General features: G+C 71.7%; 21 protein-coding genes. 15 read left to right on the top strand and 6 right to left on the bottom strand.

Going from position 1 to position 21,769, the window contains the following annotated elements:
• Window positions 1-57: 57 nt before the first annotated feature.
• From ACFDS6_RS03950 to ACFDS6_RS03930, 5 genes are all read left to right on the top strand, one after another.
• The gene (locus ACFDS6_RS03950; protein WP_375270840.1) at window positions 58-1,287 is read left to right on the top strand and encodes an ATP-binding protein; all 1,230 of its coding nucleotides are present in this window, start codon (window positions 58-60) and stop codon (window positions 1,285-1,287) included.
• Window positions 1,284-1,814: a response regulator transcription factor gene (locus tag ACFDS6_RS03945; protein ID WP_375270806.1), complete on the top strand. Its 531-nt coding sequence runs from the start codon at window positions 1,284-1,286 to the stop codon at window positions 1,812-1,814. The genes ACFDS6_RS03950 and ACFDS6_RS03945 overlap by 4 nt, the downstream gene beginning before the upstream one ends.
• A gap of 78 nt (window positions 1,815-1,892) precedes the next feature.
• Window positions 1,893-2,465 carry a cysteine hydrolase family protein gene (locus tag ACFDS6_RS03940; RefSeq protein ID WP_375270805.1) on the top strand — a complete coding sequence of 191 codons (573 nt, stop codon included), beginning with the start codon at window positions 1,893-1,895 and terminating at the stop codon, window positions 2,463-2,465.
• Window positions 2,466-2,509: 44 nt separating this feature from the next.
• On the top strand, window positions 2,510-3,649 hold the full coding sequence (locus ACFDS6_RS03935) for a glycosyltransferase (RefSeq protein ID WP_375270804.1): 1,140 nt from the start codon (window positions 2,510-2,512) through the stop codon (window positions 3,647-3,649).
• The gene (locus ACFDS6_RS03930) at window positions 3,646-4,377 is read left to right on the top strand and encodes a heparin lyase I family protein (protein ID WP_375270803.1); all 732 of its coding nucleotides are present in this window, start codon (window positions 3,646-3,648) and stop codon (window positions 4,375-4,377) included. Before ACFDS6_RS03935 ends, ACFDS6_RS03930 begins: the two co-directional genes overlap by 4 nt.
• A gap of 21 nt (window positions 4,378-4,398) precedes the next feature.
• On the opposite strand, the gene ACFDS6_RS03925 is transcribed toward ACFDS6_RS03930, so the two are convergent.
• The 3 genes from ACFDS6_RS03925 to ACFDS6_RS03915 all read right to left on the bottom strand — a co-directional run bounded on the left by ACFDS6_RS03925 (window position 4,399) and on the right by ACFDS6_RS03915 (window position 7,393).
• The gene (locus ACFDS6_RS03925) at window positions 4,399-5,121 is read right to left on the bottom strand and encodes a sugar transferase (protein ID WP_375270802.1); all 723 of its coding nucleotides are present in this window, start codon (window positions 5,119-5,121) and stop codon (window positions 4,399-4,401) included.
• Between the two features lie 86 nt (window positions 5,122-5,207).
• Entirely contained in the window at window positions 5,208-6,404 is a 1,197-nt protein-coding gene (locus ACFDS6_RS03920) for a polysaccharide deacetylase family protein (RefSeq protein WP_375270801.1), read from the bottom strand.
• A complete protein-coding gene (locus tag ACFDS6_RS03915; protein ID WP_375270800.1) occupies window positions 6,401-7,393 on the bottom strand; it encodes a GNAT family N-acetyltransferase in 993 nt (330 codons plus the stop codon). The genes ACFDS6_RS03920 and ACFDS6_RS03915 overlap by 4 nt, the downstream gene beginning before the upstream one ends.
• Window positions 7,394-7,510: 117 nt before the next feature.
• On the opposite strand from ACFDS6_RS03915, the gene ACFDS6_RS03910 reads away from it, so the two are divergent.
• The 8 genes from ACFDS6_RS03910 to ACFDS6_RS03875 all read left to right on the top strand — a co-directional run bounded on the left by ACFDS6_RS03910 (window position 7,511) and on the right by ACFDS6_RS03875 (window position 17,108).
• Window positions 7,511-8,542: a lipid II:glycine glycyltransferase FemX gene (locus tag ACFDS6_RS03910; protein WP_375270839.1), complete on the top strand. Its 1,032-nt coding sequence runs from the start codon at window positions 7,511-7,513 to the stop codon at window positions 8,540-8,542.
• Entirely contained in the window at window positions 8,535-9,191 is a 657-nt protein-coding gene (locus ACFDS6_RS03905) for a GNAT family N-acetyltransferase (RefSeq protein ID WP_375270799.1), read from the top strand. Before ACFDS6_RS03910 ends, ACFDS6_RS03905 begins: the two co-directional genes overlap by 8 nt.
• A complete protein-coding gene (locus ACFDS6_RS03900; protein ID WP_375270798.1) occupies window positions 9,188-10,789 on the top strand; it encodes a lipid II flippase MurJ in 1,602 nt (533 codons plus the stop codon). The genes ACFDS6_RS03905 and ACFDS6_RS03900 overlap by 4 nt, the downstream gene beginning before the upstream one ends.
• Window positions 10,786-11,880, top strand: a complete 1,095-nt coding sequence (locus ACFDS6_RS03895) for a glycosyltransferase (protein ID WP_375270797.1) — start codon at window positions 10,786-10,788, stop codon at window positions 11,878-11,880. Before ACFDS6_RS03900 ends, ACFDS6_RS03895 begins: the two co-directional genes overlap by 4 nt.
• Window positions 11,881-11,941: 61 nt before the next feature.
• On the top strand, window positions 11,942-12,691 hold the full coding sequence (locus ACFDS6_RS03890) for a polysaccharide biosynthesis/export family protein (RefSeq protein WP_375270796.1): 750 nt from the start codon (window positions 11,942-11,944) through the stop codon (window positions 12,689-12,691).
• Window positions 12,692-12,722: 31 nt separating this feature from the next.
• Window positions 12,723-14,594: a hypothetical protein gene (locus ACFDS6_RS03885; RefSeq protein ID WP_375270795.1), complete on the top strand. Its 1,872-nt coding sequence runs from the start codon at window positions 12,723-12,725 to the stop codon at window positions 14,592-14,594.
• Window positions 14,572-15,909 carry an O-antigen ligase family protein gene (locus tag ACFDS6_RS03880; protein ID WP_375270794.1) on the top strand — a complete coding sequence of 446 codons (1,338 nt, stop codon included), beginning with the start codon at window positions 14,572-14,574 and terminating at the stop codon, window positions 15,907-15,909. The genes ACFDS6_RS03885 and ACFDS6_RS03880 overlap by 23 nt, the downstream gene beginning before the upstream one ends.
• Window positions 15,906-17,108, top strand: coding sequence for a glycosyltransferase (locus ACFDS6_RS03875; protein ID WP_375270793.1), 1,203 nt, complete (start codon window positions 15,906-15,908; stop codon window positions 17,106-17,108). The genes ACFDS6_RS03880 and ACFDS6_RS03875 overlap by 4 nt, the downstream gene beginning before the upstream one ends.
• Before the next feature lie 13 nt (window positions 17,109-17,121).
• Here the strand turns inward: ACFDS6_RS03875 and ACFDS6_RS03870 are convergent, their stop codons facing one another.
• Both ACFDS6_RS03870 and ACFDS6_RS03865 read right to left on the bottom strand, forming a co-directional pair.
• A complete protein-coding gene (locus ACFDS6_RS03870) occupies window positions 17,122-18,012 on the bottom strand; it encodes a JmjC domain-containing protein (protein WP_375270792.1) in 891 nt (296 codons plus the stop codon).
• Entirely contained in the window at window positions 18,009-19,115 is a 1,107-nt protein-coding gene (locus ACFDS6_RS03865) for a GNAT family N-acetyltransferase (RefSeq protein WP_375270791.1), read from the bottom strand. Before ACFDS6_RS03865 ends, ACFDS6_RS03870 begins: the two co-directional genes overlap by 4 nt.
• 123 nt (window positions 19,116-19,238) lie before the next feature.
• On the opposite strand from ACFDS6_RS03865, the gene ACFDS6_RS03860 reads away from it, so the two are divergent.
• Together ACFDS6_RS03860 and ACFDS6_RS03855 are read left to right on the top strand one after the other, a co-directional pair.
• Window positions 19,239-20,366, top strand: coding sequence for an SET domain-containing protein (locus tag ACFDS6_RS03860; RefSeq protein ID WP_375270790.1), 1,128 nt, complete (start codon window positions 19,239-19,241; stop codon window positions 20,364-20,366).
• 185 nt (window positions 20,367-20,551) lie between these two features.
• Window positions 20,552-20,908 carry a hypothetical protein gene (locus ACFDS6_RS03855; RefSeq protein ID WP_375270789.1) on the top strand — a complete coding sequence of 119 codons (357 nt, stop codon included), beginning with the start codon at window positions 20,552-20,554 and terminating at the stop codon, window positions 20,906-20,908.
• Between the two features lie 19 nt (window positions 20,909-20,927).
• On the opposite strand, the gene ACFDS6_RS03850 is transcribed toward ACFDS6_RS03855, so the two are convergent.
• A partial coding sequence (locus ACFDS6_RS03850; protein ID WP_375270788.1) for an ATP-binding protein occupies window positions 20,928-21,769 on the bottom strand: 842 nt, incomplete at its 5' end.

The raw sequence follows: 21,769 nt of genomic DNA, 5'->3' as shown, positions 1-21,769 counted from the left end.
GCTCGCCGCGGCACGCCCGTCGACACCGGTCCGGACGACGCGCTCAGGCGCAACTTCATGCTGCTGGTGCAATTGCGCTGGCTCGCGGTCGGCGGACAGGTCGCGACGATCCTCGCGGTCCGCTACCTGCTCGGCATCCCGCTGCCGGTTCACACCATGCTGATGACGGCGATGCTGCTCGTCGTCCTGAACCTGCTGGTGCTGATCGCGGAGCGGCGGCGCACCCCCACCAACCTGCAACTGCTCGCCGGGCTGAGCGTCGACGTCGCGTGCCTGACGCTGCAACTCTACCTGAGCGGCGGCGCGACCAACCCGTTCGTCACGCTGTTCCTGCTCCAGGTCGTGCTCGGCGCGGTGCTGCTGGAGGCGTGGTCTAGCTGGCTGCTCGTCGCGGTCTCCAGCGCCGCCTTCGCCGCGCTGACCTTGTTCTTCCGCCCGATCGCGCTGCCGATCGCCTACGCCAGCCGATTGTCGCCGCCGTTCCTGTTCGCGTCGTGGTTCAACTTCACGCTCGCCGCGGTGCTGCTGGTCGCGTTCGTCACCCGCATCGCGCACAATCTGCGCGACCGCGACGCGCGTCTCGCGCGGCTGCGCCAGCGCGCGGTCGAGGAGGAGCACATCATCCGCATGGGCCTGCTCGCCAGCGGCGCGGCGCACGAACTCGGCACCCCGCTCGCCTCGCTGTCGGTCGCGCTGGGCGACTGGACGCGCGAACCCGCGATCGCCGCGAACGCCTCGCTCGCCGCCGAGGTCGAGGACATGCGGACCGAGGTCGCGCGCTGCAAGGATATTCTCGCCGGCATCCTGTTCGCCGCCGGCGAGGTGACCGGCGAGGCACCCGCGCGAACTGAGCTGCGCCGCTTCGTCGGCGGCATCGTCGCCGACTGGACCGGTCCGGCCCGTGCGACGCTCGACGACCAGCTCGCGCGCGACGCCACCATCGTCGCCGACCGCGCGCTCGCGCAAGCGCTGATCAACCTGCTCGACAATGCCGCGGAGGCCGGCGCGACGCGGATCGACGTCGCGCTGCGGCAGGAGCACGACCTGCTCGTCTTCGTCGTTCGCGACGACGGCCACGGCTTCCCGCCGTCAATCCTGGGCAACATCGGCAAGCCGTACCAGAGCAGCAAGGACCGCCGCGGCGCGGGGCTCGGCCTGTTCCTGTCGACCAACGTCCTGCGCACGCTCGGCGGAACGCTGGACGCGCGCAACCTGTTGAGCGGCGGCGCGGAGGTGACCTTGCGGCTGCCGTTCGACGCGCTTCTGTTGGAGGACGCAGCATCGTGAGCCAGCTGCGACTGCTGATCATCGAGGACGACGCGGTGTTCGCGCGCACGCTCGCGCGCTCGTTCGAGCGTCGCGACTACCGGGTCGAGGTGCTGAACGGGCCCGAGCGGCTCGACGAGGTCGCCGACGCGCTCCGCCCCGACCACGCGGTCGTCGACCTGCGGCTCGCCGGCGCGTCCGGGCTCGCCTGTGTCGAGCGGCTCCACCGGCGCGATCCCGCGACGCGCATCGTCGTGCTGACCGGTTACGCCAGCATCGCCACCGCGGTCGAGGCGATCAAGCTCGGCGCCACCAATTACCTGACCAAACCCGCCAACACCGACGACATCGAGGCCGCCTTCGCGCGGACCGAGGGCGACGCGCAGGCCGATCTGTCGACGCGCCCCACTTCGATCAAGACGCTGGAATGGGAGCACATTCACCAGACGCTCGCCGACACCGGCTTCAACGTGTCGGAGGCCGCGCGCCGGCTCGGGCTGCACCGCCGCACGCTGGCGCGAAAGCTCGACAAACGGCACATGCCGTGACGCCCGAGTAACCTGCGTCATCACGCGCGCGCCGCGCCCATGCCTATGCGCGTGATCCAACGATCAGGAGAGAATCGCATGGCGGATGCCGCGCTGCTCATCATCGACATGCTCAACCGCTTCGACTTCGCCGACTCGCGCCCGCTCGTCGAGGCGGCGCACCGGGCGGCGGGCGCGGTCGAGCGCTTGCGCGAACAGGCGCACGCCGCCGACGTCCCCGTCATCTACGTCAACGACAATTACGGCGACTGGCAATCGACCCCCGATCAGCTGATCGAGCAACTGATCGACGACAATCCGGAAGGTTGCGCGATCGCGCGCCGGCTCGCGCCGGGCGAGCGCGACTATTTCGTCATAAAGCCCGAGTTCTCCGGCTTCTACGCGACGAACCTGCCGGCGATCCTCCCGCGGCTGGGTATCTCGCGGCTGATCCTGACCGGCGTCGCCGCCGACATCTGCGTGCTGTTCACCGCCGCCGACGCGCACATGCGCGAGTACGACCTGTGGGTGCCCGCCGACGCCGTCGCCGGCATCAGCCCGGAGCGGACCGCCTGGGCGATCGACATCATGCGCGACACGCTGAGCGCGGAGGTTCGCGCAACCGCCGACCTGTCGCTCGGTGACTGGGTCCGTTCAGCGCCGCACGACTGAGCCTCATTAGCCCAAAATCAACCACCGCCGGGTAGACGCGGCTGATGCAGTCGGCCGCCTGGATCCTGCTCGCCCTGCCGCTCGCGGTGTTTCTCGGCTATCCGGCACTCGTGCTCGGCGCGGCGGCGCTGCGTCCGCCGCGGCGCCTGCCCGCTGGCGCGTCCGACCACCCCTCGCTCACGGTGCTGATCTGCGCGCACAACGAGGCCGGAACGCTGGGGCCGAAACTCACCTCGGTCACCCGCGCGCTGGCGAACTGGCCGGGTGAGGCGGAGCTACTCGTCGCCGATGACGGTTCAAGCGACGACACGGTCGCGATCGCGCGCGCCGCGGGCGCGACGGTGATCGTCTGCCCGCGCGGCGGCAAGGCGGCGGCGCTCAACCGCGCGGTTCCGCAGGCACGTGGGCGGGTGCTGGTGATGACCGACGCCGACCCGCTGTTCGACCACGCCACCCTCCCCGCGCTGCTCGCCCCCTTCGCCGACCCGCGCGTCGGCGCGGTGGCCGGTCGCGTCGAGACGCTACGCACGCGTCGCGCCGGCCGCTTCTCGGTCGCCGACCGCCTTTTCCGCCAGTACGAATCGCGCCTGCGCGAGGCGGAGGACCGGCTGTTCGGCTGCGTCTCCGCCGACGGCGGGCTCTACGCGATCCGCCGCGCGCTCGTGCCGCACGTCGTGCCCGACGCCACTGACGACTTCTACGTCAGCACCGCCGCGGTCGCCGCCGGCTATCGCATCGCCTTCGCCGACGACGCGCGGGTGTGGGAGCACAGCATCACCGGCGGTCGGCAGCAGTTCCGCCGGCGCGTCCGCATCACCGTCCGCGGTCTGACCGGATTGTGGCGCCGCCGCGCGCTGATGAACCCGTGGCGCACCGGCTGGTACGCACCCGCGCTCGTCCTCCACAAGGTCGCGCGGCGGCTGGTGCCGCTCACCCTGCTGCCGCTCTGGCTGCTCGCCGGCGTGCTGGCGCTAGGCGGCAGCTGGTGGTGGACGCTCGTCTCGCTCGCGCTCACCGCGACGGTCGCGATCGGCGTCGCGGGGGCGCTCGGGCTCCGGCTGCTCGGCCCTTTGCGCGTCGTTCACGGCGCGACCCTTCACCTCGCCGGCCTCGCGCTCGGCACGTTGCTGTTCGTCGCCGGTCGCCGCTACGCGCAGTGGACCCCGCAGAAGGACGCCGCGTGACCCGCATCGCCATCCCCCTCCTGCTCGCCACCGGGGCGCTGATCGCGGCCGTCGTGGCGTCGCGGTCCACCGCGCAATCCGACCTGGCAAGCTTCGCCGACGATTTCGACCGCGGCCTGTGCGTCGGCCGCTGCGCCGCCTCGCCCTGGGCGATCGCGCAGCAGATCCGCGGCAGCGTCCGCGCAGCGCCCGCGCCGGCGCGCGCCGGGCTGGCGCTGGTCGCCCGCGCCGAGCCCAAGAGCGACGGTGTCGCGAAGGCCGACATCGTCGCCCGCCTGCGCCCGGTCGGCGCCGGTCGCCGGATCAGCGTCGCCTTCGACCTGCGCGTGCCCGCCGGCACCCCGCTCAACTCGCTCCAGCTCGTCGATCTCGAATGCGCCACCTGCGGCGAGGGCGGCAATCCAGGCATCCGCCTGTACCTGCGTCGCGGCCGCCTGCGCGTCGACCGCTCGAAGATCGGCGTCGAGCACGCCTGGACGCGCGACGAGGCGCCGACACTCGCCAACGATCGCTGGCACCATATCGTGTGGCAGGTCCGGGTCTCGGCCGGCAATGATGGCGAGACACGCGTGCTGCTCGACGGAGAGGAAGTACTCGCCGCGCGCGGCGCCACCGCCGCGGACCTGCCGCGCGTCGCGATCGACCGCGTTCAGATCGGCATCACCGCCAACAGCAACGCGGTGCCCGCCACCGCCTGGTTCGACAACGTCCGCGTCGTCGTAAGCTAGCCGGGTCCGCGTCGTCGTGCGCTAGCAGGCGCCATCGCCGCGCTTGACCGCGCCGATCGTGCGCATGATCAGGTCGATGTCCTGCTTCGCCGACAAGGATTTTATATAGCGCATGTCGAGCTCCGACCGCTCGTCGAAGTCGATGTTGGCCCGCCCCGACACCTGCCACAGCCCGGTCAGTCCCGGCTTCACCGCGAGGCGCGGCAGGTGCGCCATGCGATAGGTGCCCGCGGAGAAGGAGGTCGGCCGCGGCCCGACCAGCGCCATGTCGCCCAGCACGACGTTCCAGAGGTTGGGCAGTTCGTCGAGGCTGGTCTTGCGCAGCACGCGCCCGATCCGCGTCACGCGCGGATCGTCGACCAGCTTGAAATCGGGCGAGTCGGCCGCGTGGACGTTGCGCGCGCGCAGCTTCTCCTTCAGCGCCTCCGCGTCGACCACCATGGTGCGGAACTTGAACAAGCGGAAGCGCCGCCCGAGGTAGCCGGTCCGCTGCTGGATGAACAGCACCGGTCCCCGATCGTCCAGCTTGATCGCGATCGCCACCGCGACGAACACCGGCATGAGCACGATCGCCGCGACCAGCGCCACCGCGCGATCGAACAATGGCTTGAGGTGCCGTGCGTACCCGCGCCGCTTAAACTCCAAGTGGAGCGGAACGCCGCGCATGTCGCACTCGAACCGCACGCGCCGGGCCAGATCCTTGCGGCGTTCGGCCTGGGGGATAGCGGGCGCGGGGTCGGTCATGCGGGTCGAATCTGCTCTCGTGACGGTCGGGTCGTGCCGATCAATGGTTGAGCGAGCGTCACCGAACAAGGTTAGCATGGCCGGCTTCAGGCAAAATCGCGTCCGAACCGGCGGCGCCACACGAAAATCGCGCGTCGCGTCAGCTGCATCGGCGCGAGCAGCAGGTACCAGTAATGATTGCCCTGCATCAATCGCACCGCCGCGCGCAGGTACACGCCTTCTGCCGCCAGCCAGCGAAAGCCCAGCGCGCGATCGTTGACGTGGATACGCGAGATCGTGTCGGCGGGCTCGTCCGCGGTGTTGCGTCCCCTGCCCCCCGTGGTCGCGCGGTAGCCGAGCGCGCGGGCGATCGTGCGGCCTTGCGCGCACAATTTATTCTCCGGCCAGCAGAACAGCCGCGGCGTGATGCCCAGCTCGCGCTCGAACGTCGCGCGACACGCGCCCAGGTCGCGCGCAATCCGCTCGTGCAGCGTGTCGACGCTCTCGCGCACGCCGTCGCGCAAGGCCGGTTCAGCGAGCGCGAGGCCGGAGGCGGGGATTGTGCTGCCGACCGGCACAGCCTCGGGCAGCGCGCGGCGGTACCAGTCGTGCTTCGATCCCGGCGTCGCGTCCCACTGCATCCACGCGTGCGTGCGCCAGTTCGCCGCGTCGAGCACCCCGACGACGCGCTCGCCGGTCGGCACGCGCGCGTGCGCCACGCCGTGCGGCTCGACCTCGAAGCGCGGATCGGCCTCCAGCGCGGCGAGCTCGTCCCACGTCATGTACCCGTCGAGCGGACCGTCGTCGCGGACGCCGCGCGCGGGATCGACGAAGTCGAGCGAGGCGAAGAAGGTTGCGGGCGCGTCATGCGCGCGCAGCAGCGGCGCGGCGCAGCGCCAATTGTCGAGATACCCGTCATCGAAGTGCAGCGCGACGGTATTGGCCGGGGTCGGCGCCCCGGCGCTGCGTCGCTCGGTCAGCGCGCGGCTGCCGACGATCGTCACGCCCATTCGCCTGAGCGTGCGCAGGTGCCGCTCGAACGTCGAGGGATGCACCGCGATCTCGCGCGACCACGGCAACCAGGCGGGGTCGGGGCTGACCGAGTGGTAGGTCAGCACCGCGACCCCGGGCGGCGCGATCATCTGCGGGTGCGCGACCGCGAGTCCCCCGGCGAGGATCGCCAACGCCGCCCAGCCCCACGGCGCCGGCAGCAACACCCATGCCGCGAGCGCGATCGTCCCCGACGCCGCGACGATCGTCGCCCAGCGCCGCGTGCGCGCGATCCGCTCAACCTTGCGGGTCACGCCGCTGCCCGGCGCGCGTCGCGCCACGCCTTCGCGCGCGCGCGCGCCGCGTCATACGCGAACAGTGTGGCACCCCGCGGCCCCCGCGCGTAGATCGTCACCCGGTACAGTGGCGCGCACGCGTCGGCGAAGCGCAGCTTGTACGGCGCCGGGGTCATGCCATTGCCCATCTTGTCGTAGCAATCGATGCCAGGTTGCTCGAAACACTGGCGGATCATCCAGGATGCCAGCACGTGACCGAGCGAAAGCGACGCGAATTCCTCATCGTAGGCGACCTTGAGCAGGAACAGCCGCCCACCCCCCAGCACGCCGAACTCGAACGCCACCAGCCGCTCGCCCAGCCACAGCAGCCCAATCTGCAACGCCCCCGCCGCCGCCGCCCGCTTCGCCAGCGCGGTGTAGAAGCGCGTGGCGGCGGGATCGTCGAGGATCGCGCTGCGCTCGCGGCCCTTCCAGCCCGCCTGTTCCAGCGCCAGCATCCGCTGCCACAGGTCGCCGGCGGTCGGGTCGGTCGACAGTTTCTCGAACCGCATCCCCAGCTTCGCCGCGGCGTCGTTCTCGCGTCGCAGCAGCGTGCGAATGCGCTTGCTGCGCCGCCCCAGCCAGTCGTCGTAGCTGCCGGTCGTGTCGATCAACGGCGCGAGCGCGTGCGGCGCCACGCGGACGCGCACGCCGCGCCAGCGCGTCGCCGCCTCCAGCAGGCGCGACCCTTCGGGCAGGTAGTCCAGCTCGACCGCGGCCGCGCGCGCGTGCGCCAGCAATCGCTGCGGCAGGTCGTCGTGGAGCGGCATCGCGTCGCTCACGCCGTAGTGGACGCTGTGCGGGTTGGTCGCGCTGCGCAGCACGCGCAAGCTGAGCGGCCCGATCCGGCGTTGCGCCGCGACCACGTGCAGTCCGCCGACCACATCGGCGGGTCCGAACGCTTCCGTCCAGCAGTCGAACCAGTTTGATCCGAAATGGAACGGTACCTCAGAACTTACCGCCAGCATTTAACCACTCTGCAAGTCCCTCCCGATATCCCGGTGTTTATCACGTTTCTTCCGAAGAATTGGTGAATGGACGGATCGGCCATATCTCGTGACGCGACAAGGACAGTGTTGAGCGAGATGCTCGATGCCGGCGATGCCGCGGCCTTCGACGCCTTCATGTGCGCGGCCCCATTCGGCGCTTACCAGCAGACCCGCGCCTGGGCCGCTGCGGCGCCTCGCCACGCGCGCCGCGGCTGGCGCTTCTTCATCTGCCGCTCGGGCGACGAGATCATCGGCGCGGCGGTGGTGCGCGCGACGCGCCTCGCCATGGGCGCCTGGCTCGCGACCGTGCAGCGCGGCCCCGTGGTCCACGATCCCTCTAAGCTGCCCGCGGTTCTCGCCGCGCTGCGCGACGCGTTGAAGCGTGCCGGCTGCTGCTCGGTACAGCTCGCCCCGCGCGTGCGCGGCCGCCAACTGCCCCTGATCGCCGAGGCGATGCGCGCGGCCGGCTTCGTGCCGCTGCCCGCGCAGCAGCAGTCGCTCCACCACGCGACCGGCATCGTGTGGCTCGACAAGCCGGAGGCGGAGATCCTCGCCGGGTTCAAGCAGCGCGGACGCCGCGCGATCCGCGCCGCGGAGAAGGCCGGGATCACCGTCCGCGCGGTCACGGGCGAGGCCGATCTGGACACCTACCAACAGCTACTCGACCGCTTCGCCGCCGAGCGCCGCGACTACGACATGGCGGGGCAGCCCGACGCCGGCGGTCAGGCGCAACTGGTGGCGAGCTGCGGCGGCGCGATGCTGCTCGCCGAACGCGACGGCGTACCTGTCGGCGCGCACGCCTTCGCCCGCCAAGGCGACGAGGCGATCTGGCTCTCGCTCGTCACGCTCGACCGCGACGGGGCCTCGCCCGGCTACCCGCTGCTGTGGCACGGCATGGGCGCCGCGAGGGCAGTCGGCTGCGTCGGCTACGACCTCGCCGGGCTGCCCGACGGCGAACCGCGCGACGCGGGCGAGGCTGGACGCGTCCAGTTCAAGACCGCCTTCGCGCCGCACCGCCGCATCATGCCGCCGATGCAGATGCTCGTCCTGCAACCGATCCAGCACACACTGCTGTTCGGTGCGCGCGGCGCGTATCGCCGCCTGCGTCGGGTGAGCGGTCGTGGCTGAGGCCGCGCTCATCCCATCGAACCCCTGGTCGCGCCTGCGCCGGCGGCTCGGGAAGGCGTGGGCCGACCACGTGTATCGCTCCAGCGAGAGCGTGGTGCTGGAATGTCGCCGCGAGTGGATCCGCGCCGGCCTCGGCAAGACCACCGGCCTGTCGTTCGTCACCGCCACCGATCCGGGCGCGCTGCCGCCGCTCTGCGATTGGCTGTCCGGCCGCGCGCCCGCCTTCCAGGACATGTGCCGCGCGGGCAAGGTGGGGCTGTTCGTCCTGCGCGACGGTGCGGCGGTGGGATGCGCCTGGCTCGCGCTCAGCGACCACCACGATCCCGCTTCGCGCGAGTTCTACGCGGTGAGACCGGGCGAGGCCTATCATTACTGCTGGCTGGTCGAGCCGGCTGAGCGGCGCCGCGGCGGCGGGCTCGCGCTCGCGCGCTACGCGCTCCACGTCATGCAGGAGCTCGGGATCGAGCGGCAGTTCGGCGTCATCGACCGCGACAATCGCGCATCCTACCAGGTCCAGCGTCACTTCGGCTACCGCGAGTGCGGCATTCGCGTCCGCCACTTCCACCTGTTCCACCAGCGCTGGACCCGCGTGTCGTCCTACACCGGTACGCTGGGCCTCAACGACACGGCGGGCGCGCGCGCGCGATGACCGCACCCGCCGCCTATCGCCCGCGCAGTTCGATGCGCACGCTGGTGCGCTCCGCCGGGGTCGTGTCGGCGATCCGCGGGCTCGATTTCGGGCTGTCGTTCCTCGTCTCGGTGCTGCTCGCCAACCGCTTCGGCGCGTCGGGACAGCTCGACGCCTTTTTCCTCGCGCGCCGCACCACCGTCGGGTTCGCCGACACGATCCGCAAGCTGATCGGCCAGGTCGTGCTGCCGCCCGTGATGGCCGCGGTCGATCGCGGGCAGCCGCTGTCGATCTACCTCCTGCCGCGCCGCATCGGCTGGTTCCTGCTCGTCTTCGCGCTGGTCCTCGCCGCCGCCATGCTCGCGCCCGATCGGCTCGTCGGGCTGTTCGCGCCCGGCTTCCGCGGCGCGCAGGCGACGCTGACCGCGCGCATGATGACGATCATGCTGCCTCTGCTGCCGATCGCTGTGGTCGCCTCGTTCCTAGCCGCGATCCTGCAGGCGCGGCGGCGCTACCTGCTCAGCGAGGGCACCAACCTCGTCCAGCGCGCGATGCTGCTCCTCGTGCTCGCGCTGCTCGTGCCGCCGCTCGGCATCGTCGCGGGCGCGTGGACGATGCTGGCGAGCGGCGTCGTCGGCTTCCTGATCCTGCTCGCCGGCGCCTGGTCGATCGTGCGCCCACCCGCCGCGGTGCCGAGCGTCGCCACGCCCCCGGCCAAGCCGATGCCGACCGCGGGCGGCGGCATCGTCGCCGCCCTCGTCATCAACGCCTATTTCCAGGCAACGACGCTGCTCGACTTCGCCTTCGCCTCGACCGCCGCCGACGGCGCGGTCGCCTCGCTCGAGTACGGCTCTAGGCTCGTCTCGCTCGTCCCCGGCCTCGTCATGTCGAGCCTCGCCACCGTGCTCGCGCCCGAGCTGATCCACGCTGTGCAGCAATCCGATCGCCGCGCCGCCGCCGCAGGTATCCAGCGTTTTCAGCGCATCTCCGTGTTCGCGCAATTGCCCGTCTCGGTCGGCATGATGCTGGGCGCACCGCTGATGGTCGGCGCGTTGTTCGGACACGGCGCGTTCGGCGCGCAGGCGATCGCCACTGCGGCTGCCTGCACCACCGGCTACGCCGCCGCGCAGATCTTTCTCGCACCATCGAGTGCGATCACCAGCGCGATCTACGCCGACCCGCACGCCTCCCCGCTCGCCGACCTGATCCGTATCGCGCTCGCCGGCCTGATCATGCGCGTCGCCGCGCTCGCGCTCGCCGCGCCGTTGTGGGGCGCGGGCGGGATCGCCTGGGCCGCCGCGATCGCCACCGCGGGAACCTTCGTGGTGGCGCAGGCCGTCGCGGTCAGGCGCTTCCACCATTTCGCGACCGGGCCGCAGATCGTCGACCTCGCGCGAAGCGCGCTGAGCGCAGCTGTTGCCGCGCTGGCCGGCACGGCGCTGCTGTGGCTCGTGCCTGCGCCGCACGCCTTGTGGGGCCAGCTGCTGCTGCTCGCGCTGCTCGGCGTGGTGGTGCTGCTCGCCTACGCCGCCGCCGCGATCGCGCTCCACGTGCCCGAGGTCGCGCAGGTGCGCGAGATCGTCGGCAAGCTCCTCGCCAAGCGCCGGCGCCGCGCGTGACGCCGCGCCGCGTCGCCTTCCTGCTGCCGCACTTCCGGCCGGGCGGCGCGGAGCGCGTCGTGCTCAACTGGATCGCCGCGCTCGATCGGGACAGGTTCGAGCCGGTCCTGATGCTCGGGCGCGTCGACGGCGCCTTCCTCGACCTGCTGCCGCGCGAGACGCAAGTCGTCGCGATCGGCGGCGATCGCGCGCTGTCCCGCCCGTGGCGCATCGCGCGGCGGTTGCGCGAACACGGGATCGACGTCGCTTACTCCGCCACCAGCGCGATGAACCTCGCGCTGCTCGCCGCGCCGACGCGCACGCCGCGGATCGTGTCGGAGCACACGCCCCCCGCCGCGTTTCTCGCCGAGGCGAAATGGCCGCTGCTCCGCGGCACCGCGACGCGCCTGCTCCGCCGCCGCGCCAGCGCGGTTGCCGTCCCGACGCGGGCGATCGCCGCAGAGATCGCGGGCGCGCGGGTCCGCGTCGTCCGCAACCCCGTGCTCGCCGCCGTGCCGGCCCCGCTGCCCGCCTTCGATCCCGCCACGCGCCACCTGGTCGCCGCCGGTCGCCTCGTCCCCGCCAAGGGGTTCGACACGCTGATCGACGCCGCCGCCCGCCTCGCCGCCGCGGGCGAGCGCTTCATGCTGGCGATCCATGGCGACGGCCCCGAGCGCGCGGCGCTAGAGCGGCAGATCGCGCGCGCGGGGCTGAGCGGCACCGTGACACTCGCGGGCCACACGCCCGATCTCGCGCCCGTCCTCGCGCACGCCGCGCTGCTCGTCTCCTCGTCGCGCCGCGAAGGGTTCGGCAACGTGCTGATCGAGGCGATGGCGGTCGGCACGCCCGTCCTCGCGACCCGCGCGGGCGGACCGGAAACCTTTATCGAGCACGATCGCAATGGCTTCCTCGTCGAACCGGGCGACGCGGCCGCGCTCGCCGCCACCATCGCCTCACTGCTGCACGACGCAGCGCGGCGCGCGCGAGTGCGCGCCGCCGCCCGCGACACCGCCGCGCGCTACACCGTGGCGGCCTCGACGGATGAGTTCACCGCGCTGCTCGACGCGGTGCTCGCCCGTTCACGACCAACTTCAGGGTCAAGGGCCACTTAACGCTAAAGTTACGCCGCTTCGGTACCGTTCGTCCCACTTCGATCTCGCGAGATGTCCGCGCATGCGCTCCACCTTCCTGCTTCTCTCCACTGCCGCCGCGACGCTCGCCGCCTGCGCGGGGCCGGTGCGCTACGCGCCCGCGCCGGCGGTGCCGCTGACCGCGGGCTCGCTCGATCTCGCGCGCGACGCGTCGCGCATGGTGGAGGCGCGGCTCGACCAGGACGGCGACTTCCACGCCGGCGACCTCATCCGCCTGACCTTTCCCTACACGCCGCAGCTCAACACCGACCAGCGCGTCCAGCTGTCTGGCGCGATCAGCCCGCCGCTGCTCTCGCCGACCCAGACCCGCGGGCTGACCGCCACCCAGCTCCAGGCACGCCTCCAGGCGCTGTACCGCCCCAAGCTCGCGCGGCCCGAGGTGTCGGTCGCCGTGCTCGAGTACAATCGCCCGCCGCCGCCGCAGGAGATCTTCGTGCTCGGCGAGGTCGCCAGACCCGGCAACTTCCCGTACCGCGACGGCACCACCCCGTTCGAGGGGATCGCGCGCGCCGGTGGCGGCAACCGCGACGCCGATCTGTCGCGCGTCGTCGCGCTGACCCCGATCGGCAACCAGCTGGTCGCGCGCATGCTCGACCTGTCCGCGACCCTGAACGGCAGCCGGCGTCCGATCGACTTCCTGCCGCCCTACACGATCCTGATCGTGCCCCCGACCGCGATCGCGCGCGACGTCGACCGCTCGCGCCAGATCCGCGCAATTATCGGCTACAACGGCATCAATATCGGCTCCGCCGTCACGTTGATCCAGCCGTGACGAGCGGCGTCGTCACCTGCAGAGCCGCGGCATGAACGGCATCGGCGCCACCTACCTGCGCATCGTGCTGTCGCGCTGGAAACTGATCCTCGCGCTCGTGCTCACCTGCACGCTGCTCGCCTGGGCGGTCAGCCAATTCTATCTCGCGCAGAAACCGAAGTTCGAGGCCGCCGCCCGGCTCAACATCGTGCCGACCGCGGAGGAGCTCGGCTACGCCAGCCGCTTCGTGCGCGGCTCGACCTTCGACGGCGGCAGCGTGCTGCTCGGCACCTACGCCGAGTTCGCGCGCACGCGTCCCGTCGTCGCGCCGATCGTCGACCGCTACATCGCCGAGCACGCCGCCGCCGCCGGGCAGAGCAGCGCCGCGTGGATCAGGGCCAACACCGGCGCGCCGTCCTTCTCGCCCGGCCGCATCCTGTCGATCCTCAACTACGGCGAGGCGCCGCCGCTGCCCTTGCGCGAGGACATGATCGAGTCGCTGCTCGAAGGCACGACGATCGAGACGGTGGAGGGCACCTACCTGATCCGCATCGCGGTCGAGTGGGACGATCCCCAGTCCGCCGCCTGGTTCGCCAACGCGCTCGCCGACGCGATCATCGCGAGCGCCGACACCGCGTCGCGCAACTCGGGGCGCGAACTCGCCGGCACGATCGAGGACCGGCTGGACCAGAAGCGCGCCGAACTCGCCGCGGTGCTGAAGCGCTCGCGCGACCTCAAATCCTCGATCGGCGTGGTCGACATCGACCGGCAGAAACAATCGCTGCTGGAGGCGCGCCTGACCGAGCAGGCCGCGCTCACCACCGATCGCGCCGCCAGCGACGCGGCGGCGAGCCAGGTCGCCGCGCTCCGCCGCCAGGCCGGCGGCAAGCTGTCGAGCGCGCAGGGCGTCCTCGACCAGACGCTCGCGGTCGAGGCGCCGCGCGCCTCGGGGCTGGAGCGCAGCGTCGCGATCCGAGAGGGGCGCATCGCGCAGCTCGACCGCCAGATCGCCGGATTGGGCGGCTACGAGGATCGCGTAAAGGCGCTCGACGATCAGGCGACCGCGCTCCAGGCCGAGGTCACCGCGCTGACCGAGCGCGTCAGCTTCAGCCAGACCGAGAACCTCGCCAACGGTCCGCGCATCCAGCTGATCGAGCGCGCGGTGCCGCCGCTGGTGCGCTCCTCGCCCAAGATCTTCTTCAACACCGTGCTCGGCTTCATCGCCGGCTGCGCGCTGTCGGCCTGCGCGCTGCTGCTGCTCGGCGCGGCACCCGCCAGGCGCGACGACCCGGACGAGGAATGCGACGACGAACGCGACGCACCCGCGCTCGACCACGTCGCCGCCGAACCGCGCCGCGCGATCGCGGACGTCCACCCGATCCGCCCCGAGCCTGCCCGCGCGGCGAAGCGCGCCGTGGCACTGGCGAGCGCTGCGGTCGCGGCCGAACCCGACCCCGCACCCCAGCCGCCGCAGGTCCATCACGACCACCATCTGCCGCACGCGCTGCCGCGCCCGGCCGATCCGCAGGGCTATTCCGCCGCCGAGATCGCCGAGGTCGGGCGCGTCCTGACCGACGACGCCGCGCTCCGCTTCGACGACGACCGGCCCGTGTTCGTCGGCGCGATCGGCAGCGACCGCGACGCGCAGCACTTGTCGCAGGTCGTCCACGGCCTGTTGCGCCGTACGGGCCGGCGCCTGCACATCGTCGACGGCACGCAGCCGGACGCGCGCTGGGACGCCGCCGCCAAGCCGTTCGTCTATCTCGGCGGCCTGTCGCAGGGCGCGCGCGACGACACGCTGGCGCGCCTGCCGTCCGATGCCTTGCTGCTGCTGGCGGCGAGCGGGGACGAGCGTATCTACTGGCGCGAGCAGGTCGACACCGCGGCACTGCCGAGCGCGCATGTCATCGAATTCGAGCGCTGAGCCCGCGATCGCGCGCCGGCGCGCGGCGATCTCCCGTGCCCCCGCCTCGGCGGAGACTATGCGCGCGCTCGCGATGGTGCCGCTCGTCGTCTACGCCGTCCTGACGCAACTCGACGCGGTCGCCAACCGGCTGTCTGGCGGGTCGCCGATCGGCACCACCGAGCTGACGCTCGCCGCGCTGCTCGGCATGACCGCGCTGATCTTCATCGCCCCCGCCGACCCTGCCGCCCCCCCGCGCGCGCGCGGCAACACCGGCGCGCGTCTGATCGCGCTGATGTTCTGCTGGGCGGTGGTCAGCTGGACGCTGTCGGCGCACAAGCCGGAAGGGCTCAGCTACCTGTCGAAGCTGTTCGTCGCGATCCTGCCCGCCTTGTGCACGCTCGTCATCGCCGACCGGCCGTCGCGCATACGCCTGCTGCTGTGGGCGATCATCGCCGCGGGCACCGTGTCGGCCGCGATCATCGTGATCGAGTCGCGCACCGGCACGCGTCTGGTATCGACCTCGATCGCGGCGACCACCGCGGGGTTCGAGGGCGTCGCGCGCTCGGCCGGCGGGTCGGACCAGAACCCCACGACCGCGGCGCAGATGCTGCTCGTCTCGGTCGCGCTCGCCGCGGCGCTGATCTTCTCGGGCGAGCGTCGCTTCCGCCTCGTCTACGCCGGGGTGGTCGCGCTCGGCGCGCTCGCGCTCGTGCTCGGCTCGGCGCGCAGCGCGATCATCGGCTTGGGCGTCGCCTTCGCGCTAATCGCGCTGTCGTTCCGGGCAAAGCCGTACTTCCCGCTGCTGATCGTCGCCGGGATCGTCGCCTGCGTCGCCGCGATCCCGTTCCTGCCGCCGACGCTGCTCGACCGCTTCACCGCGGTGACCGACTTCGGCCGCGACCAGACTCTGTACCGCCGCATCAGCTACCTGCGAATCGGCTTCGACCTGCTCCAGCAATCGCCGATCTGGGGCATCGGCCCGGGCAATTTCCCGCTCCACTACATCCTGCCCGACTATCGCTGGATGCCGGGGCGCGAGCTCTTCCCGCGCGAGCTCCACAACACTTACCTCGACGCCGCGGTCGAGTACGGGCTGGTCGGCTTCCTCGCCTTCGCCGCCGCGCTCGGCTACGCGCTCCTCGCCGCGTGGCGCGCGATGGGCGCTCGCGACGCATTGCTCGCGCGCTGCGCCTTCGCGGTCGCGGTCGCGCTCGTCGCCTTGATGGCGGCGTGCTTCTTCATGCCGCACAAGAACCTGCGCTACCTGTGGCTGGTGGTCGCGATCGCGGTGCAATGCGGGCGCCTGCGCGCGGCCGAGAAGGTGTCTCCATGAAGCTCGCCGTCATCGTCACCGAATTCCCGAAATCGACCGAGACGTTCATCTACCGCGACCTCATGAAGTTCATCGAGGCGGGGGTCGACGTGCGCCTCTACCACGTCGCGCCGTTCCGCCACGCGCAGCCGCTCCACGGCTTCGCCGCGCCGCTGGAAGGCCGCGCGGTCGACATCGGCTTCGTTCAACCCGCCGCGCTCGCGCGCGCGCTGGCGCGGCGCCCGGCCGCGCTCGCGGCCAGCATTGCGCGCATGCTCCACGCCTATCGCCGCCACCCGCGCATCGCCGCCAAGTCGCTGGCACTCGTGCCCAAGGCGCTGGCGATCGCCGAGGATGCGCGCGCCTGGGGCGCGACCCACGTCCACGCCGAGTTCGCCGGCCACCCCGCCACCGCCGCGTGGCTCGGGCATCTGGCGGGCGGCCTGCCCTATTCGGTCAGCTGCCGCGCGCACGACGTGTTCCGCACCCAGGCGCTGCTGGCGGAGAAGATCGGCGCGGCCGCCGCCGTGCGCACCGTCAGCGAGTTCGGCCGCGACTTCCTGCGCGCCAACGTCGCCGGCATGGCCGCGCGCGACATCCACGTCATCCACTCCAGCGTCGACGTGACCCGCATTACGCCCGTCGCCGACCTACCCGCGACCGACCCGTTCCGCATCCTCTACGTCGGCGCGCTGGAGCCCAAGAAGGGCGTCCAGCACCTGCTCGATGCGCTGGTGCTCGCCGGCTCCGCGCTCGGCGAGTGGCGCTGCGACCTGATCGGCCACGGCCCCGACGCGGACACCTTGCGCGCGCGCGCCGCGCAGCTCGGCCTCGCCGACCGCGTCCGCTTCCACGGCGCGCAACCGTTCGAGGTCGTGGCGGAGGCGTATCGCACCGCCAGCGTCTGCGTCGCGCCCAGCGTCATCGGCCCCGACGGCCGGCAGGAGGGCATCCCCAACGTGATGATCGAGGCGCTCGCCTATCAGCGCCCCGCGATCACCACCGCGATCTCGGGCATCCCCGAGCTGATCCGCGACGGCGAAACCGGCCTGCTGGTCCCACCCGGCGACTCGTCCGCGCTCGCCGCCGCGCTCGCCCGCGTCCACGACGATCCGCTAGCCGCGCTCGCGATGGCGAAACGCGGCCGCGCTCACGTCGAGACGGAGTTCGACTTGGAGAAGAACGCGCGACGCCAACTCGCGCTGTTCTTCCCCGAATAGGCGCACGGCCGCCTCAATATGCGGCGCGGTCGCTGCCCTTGCCCAGCGCGCGCTTGACGTTCGCCGCCGCGCTCTTGACCATCCGGTGCCCCGCGATTTTGGCCGCGTCCATGCCCGGATTGGCGCCAGGCACGCCCGGCTCGACGCCTAGCGCACGCATCCGCTGGTTGACGCGGTGCAGCCGCGCCTCGCCGTCGCTCAAGCCCGATCGCCAGGTAATGCTGAACGAGATCGACGGCACGGGGCCGTTCTGCACCCAGTGCGGCGCCTTGACCGGCACGTAGACCGCGTCGCCCGGTCCCATCGCGAAATCGCGCGCCTTCGCGTCGAAGCTCGGGTCGTGACGCATGTTGCGGTGGCTGCCGCCACGGTGGAACGCCTCGTGCACCTGCTGCGGCACGATCTCGTCGTCGCCGGCCGGATAGACGCGCATCGTCTTGCTGCCGGCGATCTGGAGCAGGATGTTGTGCTCCGGGTCCATGTGGAACGGCGTGACCGATCCCGGCGCCGACAGGAAGATGAACGCCTCGCGCCGGCGGTACGGACCCGTCATCAGGCTGGTGACCGGCGCGATCTCCGCCAGGCACGCGTCGATCAGCCCGGCGTAATCGGGATCGACGTCGACCTTCTTCAGCACCATCCAGCAACCGTTGGTCGCGATCGTGCGGACGATCTCGCCCGGCGACAGGTCGGCCTGGCGAACGCCGGACGGGTCCTGATCGACCTTGAGGTTCCCCAGGCTCTGCTCGACGTGGCTCGCGGGCAACCGCTCAGCCAATGCGGCGAGCGCGGGCAGCGCGAACAGCGGGTGGTCGTGCAACTGGTGCCGGACCGGCGCGGCCTTGGCCGGATACGCGACGGAGAAGTCGGTCAGCCCGTCGTCGGCGAACAGCGTGTGCGTCATGCAGGGGTTCCTTTCGGGATCGAAGAGGTCGACGCGCGCGCGCGCCGCGTACGCCAGCGATCGCTGCCGAGGCACAGCAATCGCGAGAAAGGATTGTCGAACGGCACCGCCAGCGACACGATCCGCCGCCGCTCGGGCCAGATCCGGTCGATCATCGGATGCCCCGCGCGCGCGCAGCTGTCGACCCGGGCGAGCCCGCGCCGGTCGAGCGCGTGGGCGAGATATTCCATCTCGATCAGCACGCCGGGCGAGAAGCTCGCCCATTCTTCGTCGTACGCGATCTTGAGCTGGAACGCCTCGTCGCCGCGCTCCAGGTTGGCGAGGGTCGCGATCACCTGACCGCCGACGCTCATGCGGTGGAAATCGAGCGTGCCCTCCTCGTGCGCGGCGCGCAGCAGGTCGCGGAAACACCGCTCGGTCGCCGGGTCCGCCGCCGCCGCGACGCCCTCGCGCCCCTTCCACCCGGTCTGCTCCAGCGCGAACAGCGCGTCGATCCACGCGTCGACCGGCTCACCCGCCGCCAACCGCTCGAACACCAGCGCACCGCGATCGTTCAACCGCGCGCGCAGCCGGCGATGCTCCTTCAACACCTTGCCGCGCACGTGCTCGGCCGCGTGTGCCGCGCTCGACGCCCCGCCGTGCAGCACCGCGCGGCCGTAATCGCGCGTGCGATAATGGGGTCGACCCTGCTCACCCAGCACCGCCAGCAGCGCCCGCGTCCCCGCGCTGTCCGCGTCGAGCGCCGACAGCCGCAGATACTGCCCCGGCATCCGCGCCAGCATCGGCAGCCCCGCGCGCCAGAACGCCGCCTCCTCGCCCGCGCGCAGCAACGGCTCGCCCAATGCGCGGACGCGCTGGTCCCAATTCTCCACGCACAGCGCCACCCCGCGCGCGCGCCGCGTCGCGATCGGCAGCGCGCCGATCAGCGTCTGGTTCCGCCACACCAGCAGCACGCGCGGCCGCACCGCCTCGGGGAGGTCGACGCACGCCGCCACCGCCGCGGGCGCGTAGAACGGATTGGCCGTGCCCGCCGCGCGCGCCAGGTCATGCCACGCATCCTCGGGCACCTGCTGCCAGTCCAATAGTTCGGCGCGCTCGGCCATGATCCTCGCTCGGGTTTCCCGCTCCGGCATAGCGGCCAAGTCTCACCAATCGGTTCACGCGCACCCGCTGGACGCGGCAGCGCGCGGTCGTTACGCTCGCGTTAACCCTCCTCGGCAGCGAGCATGTACCCCGACCTTTGGTTCCTCCTCGCCGTCTTCGCCAGCTTCACCGGCTACGCGATCTATCTGGCCGGGCTCCAGCGGCGCCTGGTGGAGCCCAATCGCGCATCCTGGCTGATCTGGGGCAGCGCGACGCTGATCGAGGCGGTTACCTATACCGCAGTCAACCCCGGCACGCCGCAGTCGCTCGTGTTCCTGTTCTCCGCCGCGGCGTGCCTGACGATCGCGGTCGCCTTGTGGCGGCGCGCGCGCTGGTCGGCGCCCGACGCGCTGGAGGGGGTGTGCATGGCCGCCTCGCTCGGCGCGATCCTGCTGTGGCTCGTCTTTCGCGAGGCGTTCTGGGCGCACATGCTGGTCGTCGCGGTGGTGCCGGTCAGCTTCTGGCCGACGTGGCGCAGCGTCTGGGCCGACCGCGCGCGCGAACGGTCGCCCGCCTGGGGCCTGTGGTCGATCGGCGACCTTGCCACGCTGATCCTCGCCACCCGCATCGGCGGACAGGGCGTGGGCGAATACGCCTACATCCTGGTCGAGCTCGCCTGCCACGCCAGCGTCTGGTTCATGATCGGGCTCGCGACGGTCAATCCGCTCCGCTCGTTCGGCTGGCGCGAAGGGCGCTTGCGCGTGCTCGACGCCTACGCACCCGCGAACCCGTTCGCGATCCGCGACACGCATCTCGGCAAGTCGGTGTTCGCCGCGCAGGGTTTCCGCGCGGGCGAGCCGATCGTCGCCTTTACCGGCCGCCGCCTCGCCGCCGACCGCCTGCCGCGACGGTTGTCGGGTCGCACCGATCGCTTCGTGCAGATCGCGCGCGACGCGTACCTCGGTCCGTCGGGCGCGATCGACGACCTGATCAATCACAGCTGCGCCCCCAACGCCGGCCTGCGCTTCGACGGCGACGCGCCCGTGCTGGTCGCGATCCGCGACATCGCGGTGGGAGAGGAGATCAGCTGGGATTATTCCACCACGCTCGCCGATCCCGACTGGCGCATGGCCTGCGCGTGCGGCGCGCCCGAGTGCCGCGGCACGATCGCCGCCTTCGACACGCTCCCGCCCGAGCGGCAGCGCTGGTACCTCGACCGCGGCCTCGTCGCGCCGTACCTGCGACGCGACCGAGACGACGTCGCCGCGTGAGCGGCAGCACGGGTCGACGTCCATTTACTGACAACTGCCCCGATCGACTCCGCTGAGCAGAATCTACCCCGATCGGGTGCAACAATACCGCGGATACCGCGGACCTGGCCGGCGGTTCTCCGCTAGACGTCACGATCGCGGTCGAACCGATCGCCCGGCGTGATGTCCAGTGGGAGGATGACCTGATGTCCGATCGTCTCGTACCCGGCACGTTGGCCGCGATCGCCGTCGCATCGCTCGGCCTCTCCGGCTGCGTCGACCCGTCGGCGAAGATCGCCGGCTCGCTCGAGGGGTACGGGTTCCAGCCCGCGCAGTCGCGGTGCGTCGGCGACCGGTTGGAGGCGAACCTCTCGATCGGGCAGTTGCAGCAGCTCGGTCGCGCCGCCCGCGCCACGCGCGAGGGCGACACCACGCCCGGTCGCCTCACCGTGGGCGACTTCATCCGCGTCGCCGGCCAGGTGAAGGATCCCAAAGTCGCGCTGGAAGTCGGCAAGGCCGCGGCCGGGTGCGGCATCCTGACCGATCCCGCATCCCCACTCTGAGTGTGGAGCGGGACGGCGCTCAGGCGGCCTGGTCGAGCGCCGCCACCTGCGCACGTTTGAGCGTCAGGATCGCGCTCGCGCCCGCACCCCGTCCCTCGCTCTCCAGCCGCAGCGCGCCCTCCATCGCGGTCATCGAATTGGCGCACCAGTGCAGCCCCAGCCCGCCCGACTTGTGCGCGCGGGTCGAGTAACCGCGCTGGAACAGCGTCGCACCGACGTGCGACTCGAACCCCTCGCCGTCGTCGCTGATCCTGACCTCGATCGCCTCGTTCACCTGCGCGAACGACACGGTGATCCGCCCGCTCGCGCGCCCCGCCGCCGCGATCGCCTCCGCCGCGTTGGCGAACAAATTGCCGACCACCTGGCTCAGGATCACGCGGTTGGCCAGCACCGGGCACGGCTCCGCGGGATAGCTGAACGCGATCTGCGTCTTGCCCGAATAGCGCGCGATGGTGGCGTTCTGCGCGATCACGTCGGTCATGTCGCATTCCGACAGCTGCGGCCGCTCGTGCGCCGCCGCCTGCTGCTGCCCGATGATGTCGAGCACGTGGACCAGCGCGTCGCGCCCGATTCCCAGCTGCTCGACCTGCTCGGCGCGCGCCGCCGCCATCGCCGACACGCCCGCCGCGACGAACGCGCCCAGCTTGGCGCGCCGCGCCTCGGGCAGGTCCGCCCTCCCCAGTTCCTCCGCCGCGCGCGTCAGCAACGCCTGGTCGACCGGCGGTGTTCTGCCGATCCCGTGGCTGATCACGGTCGAGATCGGGGACAGCGCGTTGCGCACATTGTGCATCACCGCCACCGCGCTCTCCGACCGGCCGAGCGCGAAGCTCTGCGCCTCGATCTGCTCGCGCAGGTCCTTCA

The organism is Sphingomonas sp. (genome assembly GCF_042095875.1).
Classification (GTDB): domain Bacteria; phylum Pseudomonadota; class Alphaproteobacteria; order Sphingomonadales; family Sphingomonadaceae; genus Sphingomonas.
This window is presented reverse-complemented; position numbering and strand designations above follow the sequence as displayed.